The sequence below is a fragment of the Halomicrococcus pelagicus genome (assembly GCF_051917725.1).
Taxonomy (GTDB): domain Archaea; phylum Halobacteriota; class Halobacteria; order Halobacteriales; family Haladaptataceae; genus Halomicrococcus.
This window is the reverse complement of the sequence record NZ_JBQBLX010000010.1, coordinates 45,104-59,575: the sequence shown is the minus strand read 5'-3', so window position 1 is coordinate 59,575 and position 14,472 is coordinate 45,104. Positions and strand designations below refer to the sequence as shown.

At 62.5% G+C, this 14,472-nt stretch carries 17 protein-coding genes; 9 read left to right on the top strand and 8 right to left on the bottom strand.

Going from position 1 to position 14,472, the window contains the following annotated elements:
• Nucleotides 1-102: 102 nt before the first annotated feature.
• Nucleotides 103-717 (bottom strand): response regulator transcription factor, encoded by a 615-nt coding sequence (locus ACTF4R_RS20955; protein WP_440010556.1) that lies wholly within the window; start codon nucleotides 715-717, stop codon nucleotides 103-105.
• A 227-nt stretch (nucleotides 718-944) separates the two neighbouring features.
• On the opposite strand from ACTF4R_RS20955, the gene ACTF4R_RS20950 reads away from it, so the two are divergent.
• On the top strand, nucleotides 945-1,592 hold the full coding sequence (locus ACTF4R_RS20950) for a helix-turn-helix domain-containing protein (RefSeq protein WP_440010555.1): 648 nt from the start codon (nucleotides 945-947) through the stop codon (nucleotides 1,590-1,592).
• Nucleotides 1,593-2,041: 449 nt separating this feature from the next.
• Nucleotides 2,042-3,145 (top strand): helix-turn-helix transcriptional regulator, encoded by a 1,104-nt coding sequence (locus ACTF4R_RS20945; protein ID WP_440010552.1) that lies wholly within the window; start codon nucleotides 2,042-2,044, stop codon nucleotides 3,143-3,145.
• On the opposite strand, the gene ACTF4R_RS20940 is transcribed toward ACTF4R_RS20945, so the two are convergent.
• Entirely contained in the window at nucleotides 3,142-3,888 is a 747-nt protein-coding gene (locus ACTF4R_RS20940; protein ID WP_440010550.1) for a helix-turn-helix domain-containing protein, read from the bottom strand. The two genes, ACTF4R_RS20945 and ACTF4R_RS20940, sit on opposite strands and share 4 nt — an antisense overlap.
• Before the next feature lie 731 nt (nucleotides 3,889-4,619).
• On the opposite strand from ACTF4R_RS20940, the gene ACTF4R_RS20935 reads away from it, so the two are divergent.
• On the top strand, nucleotides 4,620-5,216 hold the full coding sequence (locus ACTF4R_RS20935) for a DUF7344 domain-containing protein (RefSeq protein ID WP_440010547.1): 597 nt from the start codon (nucleotides 4,620-4,622) through the stop codon (nucleotides 5,214-5,216).
• A gap of 28 nt (nucleotides 5,217-5,244) precedes the next feature.
• On the opposite strand, the gene ACTF4R_RS20930 is transcribed toward ACTF4R_RS20935, so the two are convergent.
• Nucleotides 5,245-5,475 (bottom strand): UPF0058 family protein, encoded by a 231-nt coding sequence (locus ACTF4R_RS20930; RefSeq protein ID WP_440010545.1) that lies wholly within the window; start codon nucleotides 5,473-5,475, stop codon nucleotides 5,245-5,247.
• A 234-nt stretch (nucleotides 5,476-5,709) separates the two neighbouring features.
• Here ACTF4R_RS20930 and ACTF4R_RS20925 point away from each other — a divergent pair, with 234 nt between their 5' ends.
• Nucleotides 5,710-6,009 (top strand): PadR family transcriptional regulator, encoded by a 300-nt coding sequence (locus ACTF4R_RS20925; protein WP_433630502.1) that lies wholly within the window; start codon nucleotides 5,710-5,712, stop codon nucleotides 6,007-6,009.
• Between the two features lie 130 nt (nucleotides 6,010-6,139).
• Nucleotides 6,140-6,307: a hypothetical protein gene (locus ACTF4R_RS20920; RefSeq protein ID WP_440010542.1), complete on the top strand. Its 168-nt coding sequence runs from the start codon at nucleotides 6,140-6,142 to the stop codon at nucleotides 6,305-6,307.
• 75 nt (nucleotides 6,308-6,382) lie between these two features.
• On the opposite strand, the gene ACTF4R_RS20915 is transcribed toward ACTF4R_RS20920, so the two are convergent.
• Nucleotides 6,383-6,646 carry a DUF8028 family protein gene (locus ACTF4R_RS20915; RefSeq protein WP_440010541.1) on the bottom strand — a complete coding sequence of 88 codons (264 nt, stop codon included), beginning with the start codon at nucleotides 6,644-6,646 and terminating at the stop codon, nucleotides 6,383-6,385.
• Nucleotides 6,647-7,207: 561 nt separating this feature from the next.
• On the opposite strand from ACTF4R_RS20915, the gene ACTF4R_RS20910 reads away from it, so the two are divergent.
• Complete coding sequence (locus ACTF4R_RS20910) at nucleotides 7,208-7,597, top strand: hypothetical protein (protein WP_440010539.1); 390 nt, start codon at nucleotides 7,208-7,210, stop codon at nucleotides 7,595-7,597.
• Nucleotides 7,598-7,664: 67 nt separating this feature from the next.
• Here ACTF4R_RS20910 and ACTF4R_RS20905 read toward each other — a convergent pair whose 3' ends face one another.
• A complete protein-coding gene (locus ACTF4R_RS20905) occupies nucleotides 7,665-9,182 on the bottom strand; it encodes an alpha,alpha-trehalose-phosphate synthase (UDP-forming) (protein ID WP_440010537.1) in 1,518 nt (505 codons plus the stop codon).
• Nucleotides 9,183-9,526: 344 nt separating this feature from the next.
• Here ACTF4R_RS20905 and ACTF4R_RS20900 point away from each other — a divergent pair, with 344 nt between their 5' ends.
• The 3 genes from ACTF4R_RS20900 to ACTF4R_RS20890 all read left to right on the top strand — a co-directional run bounded on the left by ACTF4R_RS20900 (nucleotide 9,527) and on the right by ACTF4R_RS20890 (nucleotide 11,722).
• Nucleotides 9,527-10,483 (top strand): transcription initiation factor IIB, encoded by a 957-nt coding sequence (locus ACTF4R_RS20900; RefSeq protein WP_440010535.1) that lies wholly within the window; start codon nucleotides 9,527-9,529, stop codon nucleotides 10,481-10,483.
• Between the two features lie 424 nt (nucleotides 10,484-10,907).
• On the top strand, nucleotides 10,908-11,138 hold the full coding sequence (locus tag ACTF4R_RS20895; RefSeq protein WP_440010532.1) for a hypothetical protein: 231 nt from the start codon (nucleotides 10,908-10,910) through the stop codon (nucleotides 11,136-11,138).
• A gap of 227 nt (nucleotides 11,139-11,365) precedes the next feature.
• Nucleotides 11,366-11,722 carry a PadR family transcriptional regulator gene (locus ACTF4R_RS20890; protein ID WP_440010530.1) on the top strand — a complete coding sequence of 119 codons (357 nt, stop codon included), beginning with the start codon at nucleotides 11,366-11,368 and terminating at the stop codon, nucleotides 11,720-11,722.
• 16 nt (nucleotides 11,723-11,738) lie between these two features.
• Here ACTF4R_RS20890 and ACTF4R_RS20885 read toward each other — a convergent pair whose 3' ends face one another.
• The 3 genes from ACTF4R_RS20885 to ACTF4R_RS20875 all read right to left on the bottom strand — a co-directional run bounded on the left by ACTF4R_RS20885 (nucleotide 11,739) and on the right by ACTF4R_RS20875 (nucleotide 14,454).
• Complete coding sequence (locus ACTF4R_RS20885) at nucleotides 11,739-12,134, bottom strand: DUF8160 family protein (protein ID WP_440010529.1); 396 nt, start codon at nucleotides 12,132-12,134, stop codon at nucleotides 11,739-11,741.
• Nucleotides 12,131-12,922, bottom strand: a complete 792-nt coding sequence (locus tag ACTF4R_RS20880) for a ParA family protein (protein ID WP_440010527.1) — start codon at nucleotides 12,920-12,922, stop codon at nucleotides 12,131-12,133. The genes ACTF4R_RS20885 and ACTF4R_RS20880 overlap by 4 nt, the downstream gene beginning before the upstream one ends.
• Nucleotides 12,923-13,578: 656 nt before the next feature.
• Nucleotides 13,579-14,454 (bottom strand): ICP22 family protein, encoded by an 876-nt coding sequence (locus ACTF4R_RS20875; RefSeq protein ID WP_440010524.1) that lies wholly within the window; start codon nucleotides 14,452-14,454, stop codon nucleotides 13,579-13,581.
• Between the last annotated feature and the right edge of the window lie 18 nt (nucleotides 14,455-14,472).

Genomic DNA, 14,472 nt, shown 5'->3' with positions numbered 1-14,472 from the left:
CGGTCGCTCCGCCACCTCCGACCGTCGAGTGGCCGCGAGTCGCCATCATGCTCCGGCGCGGACTTCTCGAAGATCGGTCATAGATATGATGGAGAGACGGAATCAGCCATCGCCGTTCGTCGCGTCGGTGCCGTTTACCAGCTTCGAGCCGGCGGTGTTGCGACCGTGGAACTCCGCGCGGAGGTCGTCGTCGTCGAGGTCGGTGGCGGTGTCCGCGAGCCGCTCACGGAGCGACGACAGCTCCGATTTCAGGTCGTCGTACTCCTCGTTGTCGCCGAGTTCGGTCGAGTCTTTCTTGCTCTCGATGGTCGCTTTCTTCGACGCGAGCGAGAGGAGCCGCTGAACCTGCTCGTCGTACGTCGACCGCGTCTCGAGCGACTCGACGATGTCGTGGAGCTGCTCCGGGTCGGAGACCGGCTTGTTGATGTAGGTGTCGAATCCGAGTTCGAGGATGTCGAAGTCGGGTTCGACGGCAGTCACCATAGCGACGCGACAGTCGATGTCTCGCTCGCGAATCTTCTCCAGAACCTCTTGGCCGGAGAGGTCGGGCATCCGTCGGTCGAGTAGAACGATATCGACCGACTCGTCGACCGACTCGAGCGCCTCGGAACCGCTGTACGCTTTCCGGACCTCGTACGAGTCCTCCAACCAGCGGGCGTGAAGATCCGTAATAGCGCGCTCGTCGTCGACTATCAGGACAGTAGGTTTGCTAGACATGATGCGTGTTACCTTCCAGTTCGCGCACCGAAGACGGGAGCGTCCTCCGGTCGATATCCATCTGTTTCGATACAGCTCATGAAAGGGGATGCTCCGTCTATAACTATTGTGGGAATGGAGGGTATTTATGTAAAGGTTTTTCGGTTAGGGGAAGCCGTCTCGGACTCGCCGACGGTCGGTCACGAAATGCATAACAGGCTGTAGTGACAGTCCGAGGCAAGAGCGACATGAGTGTCCTGGCCGATGTCACCGTCCCTGCGCACAACTTCGTCCTGAGCGAAACGTTACGTGCGGTTCCGGAAGTCCACGTCGAGATAGAGCGCGTCGCCGCGGACGAGGAACGGATTACACCGTACTTCTGGGCGGCCGGCGACGACTTCTCGACGTTCGAGGATGCGCTCGAGCGCGACGACACCATCCAGGACATCGTCACGCTCGAAGAACACGACGAAGAGCGATTCTACCGCGGCCACTGGAAACAGGACAGCGACGAAATTACGCACGCCGTCTCGCTCGTGGAGGCGACGATACTGGAGGCCTCCAGCGACGATTCCGAGTGGGACGTGCGCATGCTGTTTCCGGACGAGCAAACGCTGACGGAGTTCCACGACTACTGTTCGGAACGCGACATCGCGTTCGAGCTAACGCGCCTCTACGACTCCCGTCACCCCGAAGCGCTCGGCAAGTACGAGATTACGCCCAAACAGCGCGAAGCCCTGCTGACGGCCCTCGACAGCGGATACTTCGAGGTACCCCGCACGACGGGTCTCGAAGGCATCGCCGACAACCTCGACATCTCCCGAAACGCGCTCTCGACGCGACTCCGACGCGGACACGCGAATCTCATCCGAAACACGCTCTCTCACGAGGAGTGAGCTTGCAGATGAAGGGGAAATCGCTTTTCAGAGGAGGGTTTTGATAAAGAGTGTTAATGGTAACACACCGTATTTACAGTGCCGTACTGTGTTCACTACAACGAAAGGGACTCCGCGTAAAATTTCGACAATGATAGAAAGAACGACCTGCCCCTCCCCCCACAATACGTCACGGAGCTTCGGAGTCGGTCGTTCGTCATGCACCGAGGACGCGACTGCTCGGGCAACCGCCACGATGGACCTGCACAACTATCGACCGGAACGGGTGACCGCAACACGTCCCGAGCGTGTGGGTGGGAAAGCCGGTCGTCGGCACCTAGATGGAGGCTTCTCTCACGCTATCGGTAGAGAGGTAAGAGAAGCAGTAGATTGATGTTCGACTGAAGATACTGTCTAGGTAAATATCTCGTCATCGGCCTGCTAACAAACAATCTCTCCACATACGATAGATGAATATTCGAGACCTGGAACAGGAGATACAGGACGCGTCGAACGTTCTCGTGCTCGCACCCCTCACTCCGACCGGTAATCAGGCGTGCATGGAGCTGATAGCTTCGGCGTCACCCGAAGAGACGAATCTCGCTGCGGTCACCTATATGCAGCCGCCGAACCAGTGGATCGACGACTGGCGGGAGAACATCGGAACGCTTCCCCACGAGACCGAGTTCATCCACGCCAGCGGAATGGCGGAGTCGGAGTCGTACGACGAGACGACGCCGAAGAACGTCACGACCGCCGTCGTGGACCCGACCGACCCGATGGAGATAATCGTCCCCTTGAGCGAGCATCTGGAGAAGTGGACGAACGACGACAGGCAGCCGGTCGTCGCCGTCCAGACGCTGACCGTCCTGCTCGAGTACATCGACTTCGACACCGCCTTCCGCTATCTACACATTCTCACCCATCGCGTCCAGGCCGCCGGGGCCGTCGGATACTACCAGATCGACCCCGACGTCCACGACCCGGAGACCATCAATACGCTGAAGACGCTGTTCGACACCGTCGTCGAAGTCAGCGACGACGGGACCGAGTGGACGACGATGCCGACCTACGACCCGGACGCCTCGACCGGCGACGAGGCGACCGACGACGAAGCGACCGACGACGAAGCGACCGACCAGACGACCGCCAGCAGCGGTCCGCTGTCGTCGCTCGCGACGATGGTTTCGGACCTGTTCAGCAGTGACGGAGACGCGAGCACGGAGTCGACGACCGAACGGACCGAGACGGGAAGCGACGAGTCGACCACGCCGGAGACGGACGGCGAGAGCCGCGAGCGCACCACGACGGAGACGACGGTGCCGGAGAACCTCGCCGACGAGGAGATGCTCACCGACGAGGAACGGATTCGCTCGCTGCTCATCCAGTACGGCGGCCGAATGAAACAGGCCGACATCACCGCCGAGACGTCGTGGTCGAAGTCGACGGTCAGTCGGAAGCTGTCGAAGATGGAGGAGGCCGACGAGATAACCCGAATCCAGGTCGGGCGCGGCAATCTCGTGTTCCTGAACGGCTCCGAACCCGAAGCGTCGAAGTCCCCGTTCGAGGCCTAATCCCGGTCGACGGCGAACGTACTGGCGATCAACTGACCCGTCGCGCGGCGGAGTTGCTGGGAGATGGCGGAGGTGGAGATGTCGAGTTTCTCCGCGAGTTCACCCTGTGAGATGCCACGTGGAACGTCGTAGTAGCCGTACTCGTAGGCCGTCAGGAGGGTGTTGCGCTGGCGGCCGGTGAGGTGGACGTCGGCCGACTCGTCGGTGGGGTCGGCGTCGTACAGTTGCCGAACCCGGAACGTGATGTCCTTCTCGAGGCAGGCTTCCCGGAACTCGATGAGCGGTTCTCGCGAGAGCATCTGGACGCGTGCCACCCAGCCGCCGTCGCTGCTCTTCACGTCGAGAATACGGATGCCGAGTTCGGTCGCCTTCGGGAGGCACCGCGTCACTCCCGACGCGGCCCGGATTCGGTACACGCGCTTGTCCGCCGCGACCGTGAACGTCGTCGCCTCGGCGACGGTGGGGTCCTCGTCGAGCGCTCGCTCGAACGCACCGAACTCGCCGCCGACCACGGAGACGAAGAACGTCGTGTCGCTCGCCGTCCCAGCGTCCTCGACCTGGGCGGTGACCCCCGGAACCGTCTTGATGGTGTCCGCCAGAAGCAGATCGTCGTGCTCGACGAAGATTTCAGCGAGAAGCGTCTTCGGCGGATCCGACGGGGTCGAGTCGGAGAACGACGCCGTGCCCGTAGAGTCGTGAGCGTCGTCGAGAGAGCCGTCGGAGTTGGATGCGCCACGGACCATGGGAGAGATTCGGGTACGGTACGGAGTATGAGAGTACTTTGCATTAAACCTTAGGACTAGGAAATTCATCCCAAAATTCAATGTGAGGAATGCGATATAAGTAGAATATCTTTAGAGATGTTCGGGGTTATTCGAAAGCTGATGCTGTCGGTTGCGAGAGACGGCGGCGCGAGCCGCCGAAGAACGTAACGGAAGACACGAGGGGGCAAGTCATGAGCGCTACGCCCTCGCTGCCTCCATCAGATCCCAGCCACCACACTGGGCACTCCCTGCTACGTCCTCTACCGTGATTACTATAGAGGAGTTAACTTCCGATACCAGTCGCCGGATCGACCGCCGCCGCGAGCGTCGACCGGCCCGAAATCGCAAACTCGACTCCACCCAGGAGGCGCACGCGACCGGGAGAACGAACGCCGATCGTATCGGCACTCGATTGGCGTATTCGCCATCCTATAAGATATCTTCCATTACAGTTCCGTCGAGCGTCACGTTTTCGGATTCAGGCAGAGAGTACCGCTGGAAGCGACCCTCTCGCCCATCGAGCGAGGAGGTACTGTCGAACGAGCAATCGTCGACTACGGCCGCTCTCAACATGTGATAGAACAGTACAATTAAGTCTTGTCCAGACGTTAGATAGAAGCTAATCGTTGCCTACAGTTGCGACAACAGTTCGCAACAGTGCGGGAGAGCGTTACCCGTTTATTACCTCCGTCGACGATACACGTATCGTCATGAGCGCTACAGAGACCCGCCCCGATAGCGCCACCGAACAGGTCCCCGAGACGTCGTCCGAGCCCGACCTCTCCCAGGACGACGTCTTCCATCTCCTCCAGACGCCCCGGCGTCGATACGTGCTCCAGTACCTGAAAGACAAGGAAGGGCCGGTGGAGATGCGCGACGTCGCCGAGCAGGTGGCGGCGTGGGAGAACGACACGACGGTGACCGCGCTCTCCTCCGACGAGCGCCAGCGCGTCTACATCCCCCTCTACCAGTCTCACCTCCCGAAGCTCGACGAGGAAGGGGTCGTCAACTACGACCAGAATCGGGGCACGGTCGAACGGACGGAGCTGGCGAATCGGTTCGACAAGTACCTCGACGTCTCCAAGGACGTCGACGCCGACACCGACGACGAACCGGAGGACGAGAACGACCGCCCCTGGGCGCTGTACTATCTCGGTATCTCGGCGTTCGGGACGCTCCTCCTCGGCGGCGTCGCGGCCGGCCTCCCCGTCGTCGGGTCGCTCCCTGCAATCGCCGTCGGCGGTCTCGTCGTCGCCGCATTCACGCTCGTGACGCTCGCACAGACGTTCGCCGAGCGCGACGAGTGAGGCACGGTCGTCGAAGCCGAGCGTCGTCTCAGTCGGCGTGTGCCGCGACTCGCTGCTCGTCGTCCATCGCGTCCGTGAGTTCGTCCGCGAGCGCGAACATCGCTTCCTTGTGTGCCGTCTTCGACCGGTGAATCGACGTCGGTTTGACGCCGATGGACTCGTACGACGACAGGTCGAGTGGTTCTCCACGGCGTATCTCGTACTCCTCGTGAATCTCGGCGAGCAGGCCGTGAAGGTGAATGAGCTCTTGTTTCTTCATTACTAACGCTGTCGCGCCTGTACGTTTATATTATCTGCGGCCATCAGCGAAATCCGATCGAGTACGCCGGCCGGCGAACCGCGACGGTGATCACTGGGCGATCAGTTCCGGACAGCTGTCAACAACGACGACGTATCAGGATGACAAGTATCGGTCTAATCGGCTTTTCACTCGGTGAAGCGGTCATTATCATGCGCTTAACTAATACCGTATAGACATAACATCGATTCGAACATGTACGACCTGACTGGCTTCCAGCGCGACCTGCTGTACGTGATCAATGGTCTGGACGAACCACACGGACTCGCCATCAAGGAGGAGTTGGAAGGTTACTACGAGAAGGACATCCACCACGGTCGCCTCTACCCCAATCTGGATACGCTGGTGGACAAGGGCCTCGTCGAGAAGGGCCAGGTGGACCGCCGGACGAACTACTACACGCTGACCCGGCGCGGCCAGCGCGAGATCGAGGCACGCCGCGAGTGGGAGGCGGAGTACCTGGACGACAGGGAAGCCGCCGAGCTGGCCAACTGATCTTCTCCTCCCCGTCACGGGCGCCCCGGCTAGCGCGAACTTAAAAAGTGGACATTCGAATGCCTAGTTTTTGTACGCCTACTTCTCAACGTGTTTTCGATGGCCACCAGACTCGAAAGCGCGGGGACATATGCCGAGAAACCGTAACACGACGAACGAACTCGATGCTATCGAGCGTTGTGCGTACTGCCGTGACTACGTTCCGGTGACGCGCATCGAAATAGAACTGGCGGAAAACGACACGTACCTCCGGGCCGACGTCGACGTCTGCGAGAACTGCCTGGACGACCTCAGGTAGTCGGTCGACGGATGTTCGGGGGACCAGCGACGTGCTCGACCGACGGGTGCGTCCACCGTGACGATTTGCGACGAGCTACTCCTCGCGGCGATGGCCGTGGCCCACGAAGAGTGCGACGACGTTGAGCGCCAGGAGGCCGACGAACACGGTGAGTTCCGCTCCGTCGAGGCCACCGGAGAGCAGTGGCAGGTAGAGGAACGGGAGCGATATCGCTGCCCAGAAGCCGACGAACTGCACGGGCGGGGCGACGACGCGTCGCACCGCCATCGTCAGCGACCGGGCGTCGACACCGTCGGAGGTCGATCGGTCGTTCTCGATTGCGGAGGGCACACTTGCCATACCTCACGTCACTATCCATACCTGTATATAACGAGAGGAGAGTTAGCGATCTTTCGCTTCGTTTAACCGTCCTCCGGACCTTTTACCGGAACTGCGAGACGTTTTACGACGTCTTCAGAGGTACCCTAAACTTTTATCGTCACCTCTCGTTCCGTCTCGTCGCTTGTCGAACCGATCCCCGTCTGTCGCCGGCAATCGCCTCTCCGAACCGCCCCGCATTCCGACACGTACGCGTCGGGACCGGGACGGCGTCGCGGGCGCAGTCGTTCCGGACGTCGCCCTCGCGACACGCCACAGCGCCCCGTCGACGTCGGCGCGTCCGCATCGCCGGACGGCGTCCGGCGTCGAGAGGGGACCGTCGCGGACTCCTGGCCGACGTCGGAAAGCTACCGCGTCGGCAGTTGCGGACGGGCCGCCACGGCCGACGCCGGTGGCGATCGGCCGGTCGTCTGGAATCTCTCGAACCGTTGCAGACAGTTGTAAACGGTGATACTGGGCGGAACGCCGTGGAACAGCGCTCTGAGTTTAAGTGATAGATGCACCTACAGATGAAGTGAACAGATGAGTCAAGCCACCCAAATCCCCGCGTGGGCGGCGTCCCCCGAAAAGTTCGAAGATACGCTGAGCGCACTCGTCGCGACTGCCGACGAAAGCGACCTCGAATTCGACCGCTCGTGGACGTTCCGCTACGACGACTCGGACCGCGACGACGTGATGGTCGAGATATCGCGGCTCGCCTCGCGGCCGAACCTCACCGACCAGGACCCGGTTCGGCCGCCGTCCCTGCCGGAGATGCCCTCGACGAAGGAGTTCGAGACCGCGCTCGACGAGCTGCTCCTGAAAGGCCAGGAAGCCGGGATAGACTTCGACCGCGCGTGGACGCTGCGGAACCCCGACCCGGACCGCGACGACGTGATGGTCGAGATATCGCGACTGGCGAAGCCAGCGTAACGGCCGCCCCTCCCTCCTCCACCGCCCTGTTCTCGACCGACGAGCGCCGCGACTCTGGCGAGAACCGTCAGTCGGTCGAGCGGGCCATCTGCTCGTCGGCGATTCGGTGCGCCCGTGCCGCGTCGAGGAACGCGTTCATCCACCAGTAGAGGTCGTCGCTCGCCACGTCGTGGCGCAGTCGCGACATCCGGCGTTCGCGCTCGCCGTCGTCCATCGTCAGCGCACGCTCGATGGCGTCGGCGAACCCCGCGGCGTCGTAGGGGTTTATCGACAGGGCGTGCTCGCCCAGCACGTCGTGTGCGCCGGCGAGCTCCGACAGCAGCAGGACGCCGTCGTCGTCGACCTGTGCGGCGACGTACTCCTCCGCTACGAGGTTCATTCCGTCGCGGACCGGGCTGACCAGCGCGATATCGCTGTTCCGGTAGAGTCCGTACAGCTGTTCGGCGGGCAGCATCTCCTCCACGCTGACGATCGGCTGCCAGTCGTCGGTCCCGAACCGGTCGTTCACGCGCCCTATCGCGTCGTCGACCCGGTTCTGGAGCTGCTGGTACTCGTCTATCTGCTCGCGGCTCCCGATGCCCTTCTGGACGAAGGTGAGTTCGCCTCGCCACGCCGGGCGCGTCTCCCAGAGCCGTTCGAGCGCCGCGATGCGCTGGGGGATACCCTTCGTGTAGTCGAGGCGGTCGACGCCGAGCGCGACCCGGACGTCGCCGAGACCGTGCTTCTCGCAGAACTCGTTCCAGAACGCATCGGCGGCGTCGGCAGTACTGCAGCGCTCGATTCGCTCGAAGTCGACGCCCATCGGGAACGACTTGACGACGGTCGCGTCGCCGCGGTAGCGAATCCGGTTCGCACTCCAGTCGACCGTCGCGTCGTCGAGACACTGGTCGACACTGCGGAGGAAGTTCCGGCAGTAGCGCTCGACGTGGAATCCGAGCATGTCGTTGGCGAGCAGGCCGTCGAGCAGCGCCGCGCCGTGCGGGCACGCGCGGAACGTGTCCCACGCCGGCCACGGGATGTGCCAGAACTGGGCGAGTCTGGCGTCGGGACGGTCGTCCCGGACCGCGCGCGGCGCCAGCCCGAAGTGGTAGTCCTGGAACCAGACCAGCACGTCGTCGTCGGCCTGTTCGGCGACGGCGTCGGCGAACGTCCGGTTGACGGCCTGGTAGCGCTGCCAGAACCGCTCTTCGACGTTCATCCGGCCGGGGTCGCCGTGACAGAGCGGCCAGAGCACCTGGTTGCTGTAGCCGTAGTAGTAGTCGTCGACGTCCTCCCGGGAGAGCCAGACGCGGCGGAGCGTGTATCCGTCGTCGCCGGGAGGGACGGTGACGCAGTCGTCGTCGTCGACCACGTCGGGGTCCGCGTCACCGTCACCCCACGCTATCCACGTCCCGTCGGTCCGCTGCATGACCGGGTCGAGGCCGGCCGTCAGGCCGCCCGCGGGGCGGTCGACTTCGATGATTCGCTCGCCGGTCCCTTGCGCCTCGCCGTACTCGTGGCTGTACGGCTGGCGGTTCGAGACGACGAGGAGTTCGGTATCGTCGGCGCTCGCCTCGTGTGCGGCGGCCGTCCGGCTCCTAGCCATCGGCAACCTCTACGTCCGGGTCGTCCGAGGCCGGGACGATCCAGTTGTCGCTGTCGGCGGCGATACCGCGTTCGCGCGTTTGCATCGTTCCGGAAAGGTCACTCATTCCTGTGAAGACACCGCACTGTCGAGGGTTCTCATTGTGGTTGCGCTGTCATGGCTTTTTTCACGGGGTGAGCGGTTAGAGCGATGGAGATTCAGACTGACCGAAGAATGGCCTCGACCGGACGCCTGAAGTCGGTCTGCCGGGTGTCGCGAAACTGCCAGTGTCGTGTCCGGAAAGCGACGGGTCACAGCCGATAGCATCCGGGGGTTTAAATGTCGCTCGCGTGTAGGGAACCTGCATGGAACGGTCCACTCGCCAGCGAGAGCGCCATACCGAGGAGAGCGAAACGGAGGAGGAAGACGTTCAGGGGTGTCCGGAGTGTGGTTCGGAGAACCTCGTCAACAGCGCCGACCAGTCCGAGCTCGTCTGTGACGACTGCGGTCTCGTGGTCGAGGAGGACCACGTCGACCGGGGGCCGGAATGGCGGGCGTTCAACCACAGCGAGCGCCAGAGCAAATCCCGGGTCGGCGCGCCGACGACCCAGACGATGCACGACAAGGGGCTGACGACCACCATCGACTGGAAGAATCAGGACGCCTACGGGCGGTCGCTCTCCTCGGAGAAGCGGAGCCAGATGCATCGACTGCGCAAGTGGCAGGAGCGCATCCGGACCAAGGACGCTGGCGAGCGCAACCTCCAGTTCGCGCTCAGCGAGATCGACCGGATGGCCTCCGCGCTGGGCGTTCCCCGGTCCGTACGCGAAGTCGCCTCCGTCATCTACCGACGGGCGCTCAACGAAGACCTCATCCGCGGCCGCTCCATCGAGGGCGTCGCCACGAGCACGCTGTACGCCGCCTGCCGCCAGGAGGGGATTCCCCGGAGTCTCGAGGAAGTCGCCGAGGTCTCGCGCGTCGACCAGAAGGAGATCGGTCGCACCTACCGTTACATCTCCCAGGAACTCAATCTGGAGATGAAGCCGGTCGACCCCAAGCAGTACGTTCCGCGGTTCTGCTCCGACCTCGGAGTCAGCGAGGAAGTGAAGACGAAGGCGAACGACATCATCGACACGACGGCGGAACAGGGTCTGCTGTCGGGCAAGTCGCCGACGGGGTACGCCGCGGCTGCCATCTACGCCGCGTCGCTGCTCTGCAACGAGAAGAAGACCCAGCGCGAGGTCGCCGACGTCGCCCAGGTCACCGAGGTCACCATCCGCAACCGCTACCAGGAACAGATCGAAGCTCTCGGCATCCACTGACGCCGTCGTTAAAAACGCTTCAGGCGTCCAGCCGAACGCTTACTCTTTCCGGTCGCTTCTCTCTATCTGCGAGGTTGGTTGGATACGTCGTCGGACGTGTGTCGAGCTGTAAACCATGTGTACGTCTGGCATTCCCTTCCCCGGTCGTGGCAGTCGGGGAGGGGACACTGGCACTCCAAGGCGGGTCCATCGGACCCGGACGTTCCGCTCCGTCTTCCGTCATCGACGCCTGTTGTGTCGCCCGACGTCCCCACCGCAGGCAGTCGCTCTCCACCCCTCTTCGAGACCGACAGTCACCGAAGACTGTGATGACTGTCGGTATCGGGCCGAACGGACTCCACTGTCCGCTCGCCGAACGTCGGCCCCCAATATCAAATTTGATACTTAGAAGTATATTTAACACATCGTATTGCAATCTGAAATCATGTTCGACGTCATCGAACTCGTCGAGGACGGCCTCCAGACGATGCTCGACTCGGAGGAGCAGGAGTGCCCGTCCGACGACTGCAGCAATCGTCGGTTCTGCGTCAGCATCCGCAAGGACGACGAAGACGGAGTCGTTAGCGACGTCTCGTGTCGCGATTGCGACCTGCGCGTCGAACTGGAACTCGACGACCTGGAGATGACGCTCGACGAACTTCGAGACTTCCAGTAACGGGTCGACGCCGCTCGACCGTCCGACTGACGACGGACTTCATGTACCCGATGCCACAGTCGACAGCATCGCCATTGTCCTGGATAAATCACAATCGTTCTTCGGTCATACTCAGATTTCAGTAACCATTAGGTAGCTCAAATATAATACCCGTAATATCACCCATAAATATTCCTCCAAGTAGGAAGATTTATACCTATTGTTAGCGCATATAACACGATACGACCATGTCAGAGGCACAAACGGTGAACGAAGCGGAAGCAATGCGGGATCTGACTGCATTCCAACAGAACGTTCTCATCGTGCTCGCCGAGGAGTCCCGGTACGGACTCGCCATCAAGCGGGAACTCGAAGACTACTACGGGGAAGAAGTCAACCACGGTCGACTGTACCCGAACCTCGATGCGCTCATCGAGCGCGATCTCGTCGAGAAGAGCGAACTCGACAAGCGCACGAACGAGTACGCCATCACCGACCACGGGTTGGCCGTCCTGCTCGATCTCTTCGAGTGGCAGTTCTCGAAGTTCCTGAGCGGACAGGAGCGCACCGACGACCTCCAGACGCTGTTCGACGAACACCGATAGGCCGAGCCGCCGATACTCACTCCTCGAGTTGCTTCAGTCGGTCCCGGAGGTCGTCGCCGTCCAGTCCGTCGAGCCGTTCTAGCCCGGCCTCGACGAGCATCGGGTAGAAGTGACGGTTCTTCTCCAGTTCCTCGCCGAACGCCCGTTCGTAGACGAGACTCAACTCCTTGTACGCGAAGTCGAGTTCGGCTCGCTGATCCTCGGGAAGATACATGTACGTCCCCACGCGGTCGTCTTTCACGCTCGTCCGCTCGTCTTCGGGACTCGTCTCGTCCGGCTCGTCCGTCTCGTCTCGTTCGGACGGTTCGGACGAGTTGCCGGTGTCCGTCCCCCGAGAGCGGTCGGCCTGCTGGTCGCGCTGCTGCTCGCGACGGCGGCGGAGTCGGTCGGCGCGGCTCCCCTCGTCGCTCATACCGCCACCTCCTCGAGGTCGAACTGGCGTTCCAGTTCCGCGGCCACGTCGTCGAAGACGGGAGCCATGTCGCAGTCCGCGTCGAATTCGAATATCGAACGGCCGGCGGAGAAGGCGCGCTGGAGCGCGACGCGCTTGCGAACCTCCCAGACCGGCACGTCGGTGAACGCGTCCTCGAACCACGACAGCATCCGGTCGGCTTCGTTGGTCGTCTCGACGCGGTTGGCGACGACCCCGAGGTCCCGAACCCCCGTGTCGAACTCGGCTTCCAGCACCTCTATCTGGTCGAACAGGATTTCGAGCGCCCGTTTGCTGGTCGACTCGGCGAGCGCAGGGATGAGCACGTTCTCGGCGGCGATCAGCGCGTTGTCCGTGAGATTGCCGAGATACGGGGGGCAGTCGATGAGAATCACGTCGTACTCCGCGTCGAGGGCGTCGAGCACCTGCCCGAGCCGTTCGCGGCCACGCATCGCCATCGTCAGTTCCGGTTCGACGCTGGTCATGTCGATGTTGCTCGGGAGGACGTCCATCTCCTCGTGTGCGACGACCATGGCGTCGACGTCCTCGCGCGCCTCGTGGTCGGTCAGCGCGTCGAACAGCGTCGGCGGCTCGGCCTCGTACTCGTCTTCGAGGCCCAGCCCTTCGGTGGCGTTGCCCTGCGGGTCGAGGTCGACGAACAGCACGTCGTGCCCGCGACGGTTCAGCGCCCCGCCGACGTTGATGGCCACCGTCGTCTTGCCGACCCCGCCCTTCTGGTTCGAGATCGCTATCCTGGCCGCTTCGGTCATACGAATCGGCAAAACCGTCAAAACCATATAAAACTGCGTCAGACGTTCGCACGAAATCGGCTGTACAGACGTTTCAGGCCGTTATACAGCTATTTCCGAACCCCGATAGTAGAGTTTTGACGTACAAACCAGTTTTGAGAGGGAGAGTTCGGACGGCAAAACGAGTTCGGAGAGACAAACTTGATTGTCGATACGTCGGGCGACGGTGGGCAGCGACGAACCAGTTCGGACGGTGGAGCGCGACGAACGAGGCGACCCCGAGCTAGTTTTGCGATACGAACTGGTTTTGTCGTCCAAGATGGTTTTGCCGTCCGAGCGACGGTCGCTGGCCGAGCGTACAGAACGCAAGACTGTGGACCGAAGGAGGAGCGGTGAGACGGACAGGACCGGAAAGGAAGAACCGGCGGGTCGGACAGGAGGGAAAACGAGGCGAACCGGAAGAGCCGAAAACCGAGACGAACCGGTTTTGACGTGCGAACTGACCATTCCCGGCGACGGTGGGAGGCGACGAGCGAACGAGCCCGTCGAGACCAACACAGCTGCGAGACGGACGACCCGTCAAAACCAGTTCGGATGGTAAAACCGTCAGTGCTCGCGGGGGCTACCTTCACCAGTCGGACGAGGCGACGCACCTCGGCCAGATCATCCCGAAGGCGTCACGCGTCGCGTTCGTCGTCGCCCGTCGAATCCGACGACGGCTCTCCATCGTCGTCATCGACTCGTGGAGTCGTCGCCGGTTCCTCCTCCTCGTCCGGCATCGTCGCCGGTTCGTCCTCGATGTCGGACGTCTCGTCCCTCCCCGTCGAGGCTTCGGCGTTCGACCCTGCTTCGTTCCCGCTCGCGGCGGCCTCCGACACGGCCTCGTCGGCCGCCGTCTCGGCGTCCCTCTCGTCGTCCGTTTCGACGTCCGCTCCCTCTCTCCCGTCCGACCCGGCTGCGCCCGCTCCTTCGTTTTGCTCCGCGACGTCCTCTTTCGTCTCGGCCGATTCCCAGCCCTCTTCGTCGGGAACGTACACGTTGGCGTTTCGGCTCTGACCGGCCTTGGAGGCGACGTTGCCGTCGCGTCGCTGTGCCTGCAGTCGCTCCCTCGCGGTCTCGCGGTCAATCCCGGCGATGACGGTGGCCGCGTCGAGCACCTGTTCGCGACGCACGCCGGGAGCTCGATCCGGCATGTCGACCCCCTTCTGCATCACCGCGACGAACTCAGAGAGGTCGGTCGTCCCCTGCAGTTCTTCGTGCCATCGGAGCGGGCAGGTGCTGATGCGGTCGGCACCGACCGCGTAGAGGGCGTCTTTCGTCCAAGTCTCGTCGTCCGTCAGGCGTTCGTCGACGCTACCCACGAGCGCGTCCGCGTCGAACGACGCCCGCTCCTGGTCTGCCAGTCGCTCGGCGTATGCCTCGACGAGTTCCCGCGGGACGCCCGGCCCGCCCTCGTGATGGTACTCCTCGATGAACCGGAGGAAGTCGGCCGCAGACATCATCTCGCCCCGGTCGTTCGCCTTCGCGATGACTTCGTCGTGAAGTTCGACCATCGTATGCACGAGGGAGGG